The sequence below is a fragment of the Corallococcus sp. CA047B genome (assembly GCF_003612065.1).
GTDB lineage: Bacteria > Myxococcota > Myxococcia > Myxococcales > Myxococcaceae > Corallococcus > Corallococcus praedator.
Map to the genome: position 1 here is coordinate 1 of NZ_RAWD01000314.1, position 10998 is coordinate 10998.

Consider the following 10998-nt stretch of genomic DNA (forward strand, 5'->3'; position numbering starts at 1 on the left):
GCCCCTGACAGAGGATCCCCCGCCCCCGCGCGAACATCACGATGTCCCACAGCGCCAGGAAGTACCCCGCGAAGTCCAGCGCCGCGATGAGCCGCAGCTCGTGCTCAATCTGCCGCGTCACCTCCGGCGGGATGCCCGCCGGGTAGCGCGTGCGCAGCCCGGCCTCCGTCAGCGCCCGCAGGTGGGTGTCCGCCGTGCGGCCCTCGGGCAGATCCTCCTCCGGGAAGTGGTAGTGCAGCGCGTCCAGCGACGCCTCACAGCGGGAGGCCAGCTCCACCGTGCGCGCCAGCGCCTCCGGCCGGTCCGCGAACAGCCGCGCCATCTCCCCGGGGGACTTCAGCGTCCGCTCCGCGTTCGGGAACAGCCGCGTGCCCGCCTGATCCACCGTCACCCCGTGCCGGATGGAGGTGAGCACGTCCTGCAGCGGCTGGCGCTCCCGGTGGTGCGTGTGCACGTCGTTGTGGGCCACCAGCGGCACGCCCAGCGCGCGGGCCAGCGCGTCCGCCCGGGCCTCCCGGACGGCGTCCCCCGCCGACAGCGAGCGGCTCAAGCCGACATGGAAGGCCCCCGGAAAGGCCTCCGCCAGCGGGGCCACCGCCTCCAGCGGCGCGGGCCCCGGCAGGAGCGCGAGCAGCCCCGACGCGTGCTCCGCCAGCTTGCGCCACGGCAGGCCCGCCTCCCCCTTGGGGTGCGTCATCCGGCTGTGGGACACCAGCCGGCACAGGTTCGCGTACCCGCCCGCGTCACGGGCGTACACCACCACCGGCGGGCCGTCCTCCAGCGTCAGCTCCGCGCCCAGGAGCAGCTTCACCCCGTGCTCCTTCGCCGCCAGGTGCGCCTTCACCGCGCCGTAAAGCCCGTCCTGATCCGTCAGCGCCAGCGCGGACAGGCCCAGCCGCGCCGCCGCGGCCACCAGCTCCTCGGGATGGGACGCACCGCGCAGGAAGGAGAAGTGGGATCTGCACACCAGCTCGGCGTAGCTCACGCTGGATCAGGATACTGAGCGGGCGTTCAGGCGCTAGATTGGATCTTCGCGCGCCGAGAGGGCGACTTCATGGGTTGTCCCCGGGCCCCGGGCCCCTGGCCGGGCGCGAGCGTCCTCCAACCAGCCCGGTACAGGGTGGTACCCTCGTTCTCGTGGGCTTCCTTGTCCGCCGGTGGATGCCTGGCTCACGGAGCGGCGAAATGCGTGAGGGGGACGACGCCCAGCGTGTGCCGCCGGGCCGGCTTGGAGAGGTGGCGCTGCTCTTCCTGCGACTCGGCCTGACGGCGTTCGGTGGCCCCGCCGCCCACATCGCGATGATGGAGGACGAGGTGGTGCGCCGGCGTGGCTGGCTGCCGCGGGAGGAGTTCCTCGACCTGCTGGGCGCCACCAACCTCATCCCGGGCCCCAACTCGACTGAGCTGGCCATTCACCTGGGACACCGCCGCGCTGGCTGGCCTGGGCTGCTGGTCGCGGGGGCCTGCTTCATCCTCCCCGCGATGATGCTCACGCTCGTTGCCGCCTGGGCGTACATGCGCTTCGGCTCCCTGCCGGAGACCGGCGCCATTCTCTACGGCGTCAAGCCTGTCATCATCGCGGTGGTGCTCCAGGCGCTCTGGGGCCTGGGACGCTCCGCCCTCAAGACGCGACCGCTCGCGGCCCTGGCCCTCGGCAGCACCGTGGCCCGCGCGTTGGGCGTCAACGAGCTGCTGGTGTTGGTGTTCGCGGGCGCTGGCGCGGTGCTCTGGAAACAGCTCCGCGAGGGCCCGCCGAGGGCGGCCGGTGGTTCGCGGCACGGAGTCACCCTGGGCCTGCCCATGACGCTGCACGCACTCGCAGCAGGCGCTACCGCCGCAGCCCCCTTCAGCCTTGGCGGGCTGTTCCTCTTCTTCGTGAAGGTGGGCAGCGTTCTCTTTGGGAGTGGCTACGTCCTGCTGGCATTCCTGCGCGCGGACCTGGTGGAGCGCTGGGGCTGGCTCACCGAGGCACAACTCCTTGATGCCGTGGCGGTGGGCCAGGTGACACCCGGGCCCGTATTCACGACGGCCACCTTCATCGGGTATGTCGTTGGAGGCTCGGCCGGCGCGGGGCTCGCCACGTTGGGCATCTTCCTGCCCGCATTCGTCTTTGTCGCGCTCAGCGGTCCCCTGGTGCCGCGCATCCGGCGCTCGCCCATCGCCGGTGCGGGGCTGGATGGCGTCAATGCCGCATCCCTCGCCCTGATGGCGGTGGTGACGTGGCAGCTGGGTCGCTCGGCGCTGGTCGATGGTTGGACGGTAGCGCTCGCACTCGTCAGCGGTGCGTTGCTGGTTCGCCTCCGACTCAACTCCGCATGGCTCGTGCTGGGCGGGGCGGCCTTGGGCCTGCTCGTGCGCGGCGGTGTGCAGTGATGGAAGCGGGCCGCCAACCGGGCTTCACCCTACCCCGCGGGCCTCAATCCCTCTCACCCCAGCCCCCGGATCTCCTGTGCCCAGGCGGGCGGCTCCGCCGTCTCCAGGAAGTCGCGCAGCGCGGCATTGACCGCCTCCGGCTGCTCCAGGATGCACATGTGCCCGCCACAGGGCAGCCGCACGAGCCGTGAGCCCTGGATGCGCTGGTGCAGCCGCTCCGCCCGCTCCGGCACCGTCACCAGGTCCTCGTCGCCCACCAGCACCAGCGTCGGCGTCACGATGCGGTGCAGCTCCCCCTCCACGCTGCGGCGGTGGATGACCCCCTGCATCGCCCGCCACACCTCGCGCGGGTTGTCCGCGAGCTGCCGGCGCAACAGGGCCCGCTCCGCAGCGCGCTCCGGATCCCGCATGAAGGTGCGCCCGAAGTAGAGCGACATGATGGGGTCCACCACCGGCCGCAGCCCCAGCCAGTGCGTCAGCGTCGTGAGCAGCCGGTAGCGCGCCAGCGTCAGGGGCAGCTCCGCCGCCGCGGACGAGTCCAGCAGCACCAGCGACCGCAACAGCTCCGGGTGCCGCGCGGCCACCCGCAGGCCCACGAAGCCCCCCATCGACTGGCCCACGAAGTGGCACGGCGCCAGCCCCAGCGCCTGGATGACGGCCACCGCGTCCTCGTACACCGTGCGCAGGTCGATGGCCGAGCCACCAGGCGGGGGCTCGCTGTGCCCCTGCCCCCGGTGGTCATACGTGATGCACCGGTAGCGGCCCCGCAAGGCCGTGACTTGATCGCGGAACAGCCGGGAATCCCAAAGCAGCCCGTGGCTGAAGAGCACCGGCTCCCCGGACCCTCCGGTGTCTTCGTAGTACAGTCGTGCGCCACGGATGGACAGGTACGGCATGGACTCTCCCCCAGAGCGGACCCTGGGGTCCTCGCCCGCAACCCCTCCTCCAGGACGATTGTTTCCTGTCGCCCGGTCGCCCGGTTTGACAGGAAGGCGAAGCGGCTGCCAAACAAGGACCCCATGGACACCACCGCCTGGCAGCTCTGGCTGATTGCCGCGATCGTCCTGGGGGCGCTCGAAATCAAGCTCTCCGGCTTCGTCACGCTCTGGTTCGCCGTGGGGGCCCTGATGGCGTCCCTGACGGCCGGCGCGGGGCTGGGCTTCGACGGTCAGCTCATCGTCTTCACCCTGGTGTCCGCGGCCCTCTTCGGCGCGTCCCGGACGATCTTCAAACACGTTTTCATGCGCGACGCCGTGCGTTTGAAGACGGGCGTCGAAGCGATGATGGGCCAGGAGGCCGTGGTGACGGAGGCGCTGTCCGACCCACACGGGGGCACCGTGCGCATCAACGGCGAGCTGTGGATGGCGCGCTCCCTGTCGGGCCCCCTGCCCGAGGGCGAACGCGTCACCGTGGAGCAGATCGAAGGACTCAAGTTGTGGGTGCGACGCCCGTCGGCGTCCCACGAGGTCGCGCTGCCTCAGCCGCGACCGAAGAAGGAGAACGCAGGATGGGACTGACCATTGTTCTGCTCTTCGCGGCGGCCGCCGTCGCGTTCGGGCTCATCACCGGAGTGCGCATCGTTCCCCAGGCCAAGGTCATGGTCGTGGAGCGGCTGGGGAAGTTCCACCACGTGGCCTCCAGCGGCCTGAACATCCTCATCCCCTTCATGGACAGCCCCCGCGCCATGGAGATGCGCAGCGGCACGCGCATCGTGCGCAACACGCTGGTGGACCTGCGCGAGCAGGTCATGGGCTTCGAGACTGTCCAGGTCATCACCCATGACAACGTCAACATGGAGGTCGGCTCCGTCATCTACTACCAGATCGTGGATCCGGGCCGCGCGCTCTACCAGGTGGAGAACCTGGCGCTCGCCATCGAGCAGCTCACCATGACCAACCTGCGCAACGTCATGGGCGGCCTCACCCTGGACCAGACGCTCACGAGCCGCGAGACGGTCAACACCAAGCTGCGCATGGTGCTGGACGAGGCCACCGAGAAGTGGGGCGTCAAGGTCACCCGCGTGGAGCTGCGTGAGATTGAGCCGCCCCAGGCCATCAAGGCCGCCATGGCCAAGCAGATGACCGCCGAGCGCGAGCGCCGCGCCGAGGTCACCAAGGCCGAGGGCGACAAGTCCGCCGCCATCCTCCAGGCCGAGGGCGAGAAGATCTCCCGCATCCTGCGCGCCGAGGCTGAACGCGACGCGGAGGTCGCTCGCGCGGAAGGGCACAAGCGCGCCGTCATGCTGGAGGCGGAGGGCAAGGCGGAGGCCACGCGCCTCACCTTCGAGGCCATCCACACCGGCCGCGCCACCCCGGAGGTGCTCGCGCTGCGCTACCTGGAGACCCTCCAGGAGCTGGGCAAGGGCGAGAACAAGATGTTCGTCCCCTACGAGGCCACCGCCGCGATGGGCACCCTGTCCATGCTCAAGGACGTCTTCGGCCGCGAAGGCACCGCGTCCCCCGCCCCGGAGGCCCCCCGGCTGCCCGCGCGCAACCCGTCCGCCGCCGCGCTGAGCGCCCAGGCGATCGCTCGCAACGCCGCCGCCACGGCCACCGCGCCCATGCCGGCCACCCGCCGCGTGCAGCCGCCCCCGTCGGACGAGTAGCCCCGGGTCTCCTTCGGTTCCTTTCGGCCGCATGCGGTGAGCGCCCCACGCGCAGTGGGGCGCTCCCGCCTGGCGCCGCGGAGGGTTGAACGCGCTTCACGCGGCGTGGCCCAGGCGCCGCCCGACCGAGGCGACGCCCGGGCCTGCCCTGATCACAGGGAGTAGCAGCTCAGGTACTGCGGCGTGGTCGAGGCCGTGTTCACCCGGCAGTACAGCACCCTGCCGGCGCTGTTCCCCCACGTGTCCTTGGCCTCGACCGTGAACGGCAGGTCGGTCTGGATGGCCCCGGTCCCCGGGATGATCCACTGGTAGGAATAGGGCGCCTGGGTCAGCGTGACGGTGAAGCCGGGAATCACCCCACCCACGAGCTTGACGGACTGGACGCCGCGCGGATCCGTCACCGCCCCCGCCGAGACGAGGTACGAGCGGCCCGCGCCATAAACAGTCAGGTTGTACGTGGGGCCGGTGTTGTCCGCGGTCACCGTGCGCGTCTCCGGCGTGCTGGAGACGCCGTTGATGTCCGTGCACTGGAACAGCACCGTGGAGTTGCCGTCCTGCCGGGCCGTGGTGTCCACCACGAACTCATATGGCGCCGTGGTGTCCGTCTGGAGGAGGACGCCGTTCTCCCGCATCTCCACGTGGTGCACTCCTTCCGTGTCCGTGCACTGCACCGTGAACTTCGGCTTCTTCGGCTGGCTGTCGTCCCTCACGATGCCCGTGATGACCGGCGGCGTGAGGTCCTTGAAGAACACCGTCTGGTAGTTCGCCGTGTTGCCGCACTGGTCGCTGACCAGGGCCTGGAACGCATGCGTGCCCGCCGCCATGCTGTCTCCGAACTGCAACACGTACCCCGGCGTCGTGGGCTGCCCCACCAGGACTCCATCCACATACAGCGCATACGGATACTGGATGCCACACCCATCCGAGGCGCCCACCGTCAACTTCACCAGCGAGCTCAGCTGCTCCTTCACGAAGCTCACCTGCGGCGGCGTCCGGTCGAGCGGCGCCGCCCTGCTCGTCGTCCCCTTGTTGCCGAAGGCGTCCGTCACCTCCACCGTGAGGTTGTGCGCCAGCGGATCATTGGGGATGTAGCTGGCCTGGTACGTCGTCGAGGCGTTCGTCCGCGTGGCGAAGATCACCCCGTCCACCTTGAAGTCCACCCGCGCCACCGCCGAGAGATCGCTCACCGTGACGTCCACGTTGAAGGGGGCCTCCTGACCGGTCCCCACCGTCATCGTCACGGTCGGCGGCGTGTTGTCCACCTTCAGGGCTTCATGGAAGACGGCGACGTTCAGGAACTCATCGGTGACCTTGATGAGCACGTCATGGGTGCCGTCGCTCCAGGTGGAGGTGTCCAGCACCTGCTCGTAGGGAGGGACGAACACCCCGTACTGCACCTGGGAGCCTTCGCCGAACTCCACGACGCGGATGCCGGAAGGATCGACCGGCGTGACGGAGAAGAGGGGCTGCTTCGGCGGACCGGAACGGGAGATGGTGGCGGTGGGCGGGGTCTTGTCCAGCGTGACCGTCACCGTCCTCGTGGCCAGGTTCTGCCAGAAGTCCCACGCCTGGAGTTGGATCGTGTGGTTGCCGCCCGCCAGCCCCGCGCCCGGCAGGGTCTGCGTGAACTGCCAGCCGGACAGCGTCTTGATCTGCGTGCCGCCATCCACCACCAGGCGCGGCGCGGTGCTGTACTTGTCCGGAACCTCCGCGTCGGTGATGGTGCCGGTGCACTCGATGTCCTGGTTCACCTGCCGGCAGCTCAGCGTGGTCTGGGGCGGCACCGTGTCCACCTTGAAGCCCACGTTGATGGCCGCGAACGCACCGGCCACGGCCTTCATCCGGGGGCCGCCCTGGACGCCATCCCGCGAGGTCGCGGCGGCAAGCGCCGCCTGGCGGGCCTGGACGTAGTCCGAACCCAGGGGCATCAACTGCACCGCGAGCGCCCAGACACGGAACGCCTCCGTGGGCCCCAGGCCACCGAAGCCCTCGGGCGCCAGGGAGCAGTGAAAGGGGCTCTGGGGGTAGATGCTGCAGCCATAGGCCAGGAGCACGAACATCCGGCTCAGGGGACCTCCGGAGAAGTGCTCGTCCTCCTGGCCAATGCCGGCGTACCACTCCGGCAGCACCGGCGTGAGGAGGTTGCGAGAGACGACGCCTGTCTCCTCGGCGGAGTCGAGGTTCGATTGCTTCAGCGGCACCGCGTCCAGGTTGGTCGACGGCGGCGATGCCCGCTGCGCGTCGCGCAGCAGCTCGGTGATGAAACCGAAGATGTCCCCCGAGCCTTCGTTCATCCCGGCCTGCTCCGAGAGCTCCTTCGGAAGGTCCGTGGGGTCTCCCGCCAGTTCCCGGGCGAAGAAGTCATGGCCCATCTCATGACCCACGATGTCCGTGGTCGTCATGGGGGCCTTGGGGCTGGACGTGAGGCTGCGATAGCCGAACCCCAGGACGGGCTCGTCCGCGCTGGGGTAATAGAAGGCGTTTTCGTTGGGCAGGTGCACCCGGACCTCGAAGGGCGTGCCGTTGCCGGACGGGCCATTGCGCCCCAGGAAGGTCTCGTAGACGGACCACGCCAGGTTCACGGCGGAGTAGGCATCCACCCCCGCGGTCTCGCCGTTGGCGCCGAGGGTTGCCGCGCTGCCGCCGCTGTAGAGCAGTCCGTTGCCGAAGCTCGCGTCCGGGCCCGCGAACTCATCATACGTTCCGCCCCTCCCCGCGGGGACATACGCCATGTAGACATTGGAGCGCGTGTCCTGCAGGAAGTACTCCCGGCTCAGGGAGTCGTAGGCCACGGGGATGCCAGTCCTGCCCGAGTAGTAGCCATAGGCCGTCCCCTTCTTGAACACCACGCTCACACCCGTGTGCTCCATCGGCTCCAGCCGCAGCACCTCGCCGGTGCGGGCATCCACCTGCGCGCTCCACCCGCGTCGCGAGCCCCGCGCATTCCCGCCCGTGGTGAGCTTCAGCCGGTAGATGAGCCGCAGTTCCGTCACCACCCGCTCGAAGTCCTCCGCGTTGCGGTGGCCACTGACACTCGGGGCGGCCCCCTCGCGCAGCCGGAGCTCCTCACCAGGCAGCAGCACGAGCCGCGCGCTGTCCACCTTCGCGCTGGAGTCCTTCAGCTCCGCCAGGACCGCTTCCCGGGCCTGCGCTTCGGTGATGCGCGCCTCCGTCTCCACCGCGCCCGCCGACTCGAAGCGGACGTTGGAGAAGAGCGTCTGGCCCTCCGTCGTCTTCGCCTCCAGGCCGAAGACGGGCACGCCCCGGTAGTGGAGCGCGTGCCGGTCCCCCTTCTCGTTCAGGACCAGCGTCACCTCCCGCAAGTCGAAGCCGCGCTCCGCCGCCAGCCGCTCGGCCTGGACCTGGGCTGGAGCCTTCTCGGGCGCCGGCTCTTCCGGCGTCGTGGGACCACAACTGGAGACAACGAAAAACAGGCCGCTCAGCAGCCCCTTGCACAACCGCATGGTACTTCCCCCTCTGTTGGCGAGTCCGGGACTGCCTGATTATTCCGGCTTTGACAATCCCCCCCCATGGCGCGACGCGAAGCCCGGGAATCGTTGTCAGGGCACCGAGGGTTTCGCTGTCGGTGTCCGCATCCACGGCGCGACCGGGCTTGCACTCCGCCCGGGCCGCGCCGCATGCTTCACCCGAAGCCGCGTTGTTCGTTGTGCACGCGGGAGGACGTCACAGGTCTTCCCCCACGCGAGGTCGCTCCACCCTTGAAGCTGCACGCCTGAAACCCCGGTCCCTGGCTGTACCCCGCCGCCGCGCGTCCTGATGGGCGTGTGCGCTGGCATCCGGATTCAGGAGTCGCTTCACATGCCCTCGCCCTCCCTTCGCGCGCAGCGCGTCTGCTTTGCCTTCACCGATGCCATCCCCGTCCTCACCGACGTGGACTTCCACCTCGCCCCCGGCTGGACGGGTCTCGTCGGCCCCAATGGCGCCGGCAAGTCCACCCTGTTGCGCCTGCTGTCCGGGGAGCTGACGCCCACGTCGGGACAGCTCGTGTTCGACCCGCCCTCGCCCCTCGTGTGCCTGTGTCCGCAGGGCGTGGAGGCGCTGACGCCGGACATCGCCGCGTTCGCGGAGGCGTACGACGCGCTGGCGCGCAGGCTCCACGGGCAGTTGGGCCTGGACGTCACCGCGCTGTCGCGCTGGCCCACGCTGTCCCCGGGGGAGCGCAAGCGGTGGCAGGTGGGCGCGGCGCTCGCGCGCGAGCCGGACGTGTTGCTGCTGGATGAGCCCACCAACCACCTGGATGCCGAAGGCAGGGCGTGGCTGGTGTCCGCGCTGCGCCGCTTCCGGGGCATTGGCGTCGTCGTGTCCCATGACCGGGAGCTGCTGGAGACGCTCACCCACGCCACCCTGCGCGTGCACGGCGGGGGCGCGCACCTGTATCCCGGCGCCTACTCCGCCGCGCGCGGACACTGGGAGGCGGAGCGCGAGGCGGAGGTCGCCGCCCACCAGCAGACGAAGGCGGAGCGGGATCGCGCGGCGCAGCAGTTGGACCGGACGCGGCGCGAGCACGAAGGGGCCACCCTGTCGCGCAGCACCGGCCGGCGGATGAGGAACAAGTACGACAGCGACGCGAGAGGACTGGGGCCCTCCACGCTCGCGAGCTGGGCCGAGGCCCGCCTGGGCCACCAGGTCACCGTGAAGCGCCGCGAATTGGAGCGCGCCGAGGCCGCGGTGGGCACCTTCACCGTGGACAAGACGGTGGGCCGCTCCGTGTTCGTGGACTACGTGCGCTCGCCCAACCCATGGCTCTTCACGTTCGACACGCCGGGACTGAGGGCGGGCGACGTGGAGGTGCTGGGCCCCACGCGGCTGGACGTGGACCGCGAGGCGCGCATCCGCATCGAGGGCCCCAACGGCGCCGGCAAGACGACGCTCCTCAAGGCCCTGCTGGAGCAGTCCCGCGTGCCCCAGGACAAGCTCCTGTACCTGCCGCAGGACCTGGGCGAGGCCGAGGCCCGCGCCACGCTCGACGCGGTGCGCGAGCTGCCTCCGGAGGAGCGCGGCCGCGTGATGTCATTGGTGGCCGCGCTGGGCGTGGATCCCCACCGGCTGCTCGCGTCCGAGCAGCCATCACCGGGCGAAGCGCGCAAGCTGTTCATGGCGCGCGGCCTGGGCCAGCACGCCTGGGCCCTGGTGCTGGACGAGCCCACCAACCACCTGGACCTGCCGTCCATCGAGCGGCTGGAGGCGGCGCTGCGCGACTACCCCGGGGCGCTGCTGCTCGTGACGCATGACGCACCGTTCGCCCGCGCGTGCACCACCACGCGGTGGCTCGTCGCGAACGGACATGTCCAGGTGGAATAACAGAACCTCGTCGGACAGACCCAGGTCCCCGTCCTCGGCGCGGGCCAGTGCATCACGACCCCGGTGGTCGCCATGGCGTCGCGTCCCACGGGCGCCTCCGTGGACCAGGTCCTGTACCTGAGCGCCTTCCTGGTCCCGGACGGTTCGGACCCGTATGGGCAGGATCCGCGCAGGGACAACAACAGCCTCACCGGCAACGTGTTCGTGCTGCTGCCGTACTGACCCGAGACGCCAGCGCCGGCCGGGGCCCACATGTGCCCCGGGCGGCGCCCCTGGGTGATTTGTCATCCAGGGGCGAGGGGACCTGCCGGAGGCCATGTTTCCCGGGGAGTAGGAAAAGCCGGATTCTGTTTTCGGTTGGGATTGATTGAATTTATTCCCAGCATCCCACCCCCAAAGGAGTACCCATGTCACGGCCCACGCCGTCCTGGAGACGCGTGTGTCTGCTCTTCGCAGGCACCCTGGTATTCACCGGCTGCGGAAGCGACGCCACGTCGTCCGCGAAAAGCCAGTCCCAATCCCTCACCGAGGGACCGGACCTGGTCATCACCCACGTGAAGGGCCCCGCCAACGTCCGCGAGGGCGACCCCTTCATCGCCTCCGCCCGGGTCTGCAACCAGGGCACGGAGGCCGCCCATTCCAACGGCGGCGGCGTGATGCTCCAGTTCCTGCTGTCCACCACCCCCACCCAGCAGGGC

General features: G+C 70.1%; 9 protein-coding genes. 6 read left to right on the plus strand and 3 right to left on the minus strand.

The annotated features are described in order from the left end of the window. Positions 1-985 (minus strand): PHP domain-containing protein (locus D7X74_RS33585; RefSeq protein ID WP_120537088.1); only part of this gene is annotated, 985 nt, incomplete at its 3' end. A 200-nt stretch (positions 986-1185) separates the two neighbouring features. Between D7X74_RS33585 and chrA the strand changes: the two genes are divergently transcribed. Then, on the plus strand, positions 1186-2373 hold the full coding sequence (gene chrA, locus D7X74_RS33590) for a chromate efflux transporter (protein WP_120537089.1): 1188 nt from the start codon (positions 1186-1188) through the stop codon (positions 2371-2373). Between the two features lie 53 nt (positions 2374-2426). Here chrA and D7X74_RS33595 read toward each other — a convergent pair whose 3' ends face one another. Next, entirely contained in the window at positions 2427-3269 is an 843-nt protein-coding gene (locus tag D7X74_RS33595) for an alpha/beta fold hydrolase (protein WP_120537090.1), read from the minus strand. Between the two features lie 123 nt (positions 3270-3392). On the opposite strand from D7X74_RS33595, the gene D7X74_RS33600 reads away from it, so the two are divergent. Together D7X74_RS33600 and D7X74_RS33605 are read left to right on the plus strand one after the other, a co-directional pair. After that, the gene (locus D7X74_RS33600; RefSeq protein WP_120537091.1) at positions 3393-3890 is read left to right on the plus strand and encodes an NfeD family protein; all 498 of its coding nucleotides are present in this window, start codon (positions 3393-3395) and stop codon (positions 3888-3890) included. Further along, complete coding sequence (locus tag D7X74_RS33605) at positions 3881-4978, plus strand: SPFH domain-containing protein (protein ID WP_120537092.1); 1098 nt, start codon at positions 3881-3883, stop codon at positions 4976-4978. The genes D7X74_RS33600 and D7X74_RS33605 overlap by 10 nt, the downstream gene beginning before the upstream one ends. Positions 4979-5130: 152 nt before the next feature. Here D7X74_RS33605 and D7X74_RS33610 read toward each other — a convergent pair whose 3' ends face one another. Then, the gene (locus D7X74_RS33610; RefSeq protein WP_120537093.1) at positions 5131-8442 is read right to left on the minus strand and encodes an Ig-like domain-containing protein; all 3312 of its coding nucleotides are present in this window, start codon (positions 8440-8442) and stop codon (positions 5131-5133) included. A 355-nt stretch (positions 8443-8797) separates the two neighbouring features. On the opposite strand from D7X74_RS33610, the gene D7X74_RS33615 reads away from it, so the two are divergent. The 3 genes from D7X74_RS33615 to D7X74_RS33620 form a co-directional block, all read left to right on the plus strand. Next, the gene (locus D7X74_RS33615; protein WP_120537094.1) at positions 8798-10300 is read left to right on the plus strand and encodes an ATP-binding cassette domain-containing protein; all 1503 of its coding nucleotides are present in this window, start codon (positions 8798-8800) and stop codon (positions 10298-10300) included. Between the two features lie 72 nt (positions 10301-10372). Further along, positions 10373-10522 (plus strand): hypothetical protein, encoded by a 150-nt coding sequence (locus D7X74_RS43240; RefSeq protein ID WP_158622335.1) that lies wholly within the window; start codon positions 10373-10375, stop codon positions 10520-10522. 185 nt (positions 10523-10707) lie between these two features. Beyond that, positions 10708-10998 (plus strand): hypothetical protein (locus D7X74_RS33620; protein WP_147446774.1); only part of this gene is annotated, 291 nt, incomplete at its 3' end.

Bases quoted from the DNA above. Each gene is read 5' to 3' on its own strand.
- D7X74_RS33605 (WP_120537092.1), top strand. From the start codon at position 3,881: ATGGGACTGACCATTGTTCTGCTCTTCGCGGCGGCCGCCGTCGCGTTC.
- D7X74_RS33595 (WP_120537090.1), bottom strand. From the start codon at position 3,269: ATGCCGTACCTGTCCATCCGTGGCGCACGACTGTACTACGAAGACACC.
- D7X74_RS33615 (WP_120537094.1), top strand. From the start codon at position 8,798: ATGCCCTCGCCCTCCCTTCGCGCGCAGCGCGTCTGCTTTGCCTTCACC.
- chrA (WP_120537089.1), top strand. From the start codon at position 1,186: ATGCGTGAGGGGGACGACGCCCAGCGTGTGCCGCCGGGCCGGCTTGGA.
- D7X74_RS43240 (WP_158622335.1), top strand. From the start codon at position 10,373: ATGGCGTCGCGTCCCACGGGCGCCTCCGTGGACCAGGTCCTGTACCTG.
- D7X74_RS33600 (WP_120537091.1), top strand. From the start codon at position 3,393: ATGGACACCACCGCCTGGCAGCTCTGGCTGATTGCCGCGATCGTCCTG.
- D7X74_RS33610 (WP_120537093.1), bottom strand. From the start codon at position 8,442: ATGCGGTTGTGCAAGGGGCTGCTGAGCGGCCTGTTTTTCGTTGTCTCC.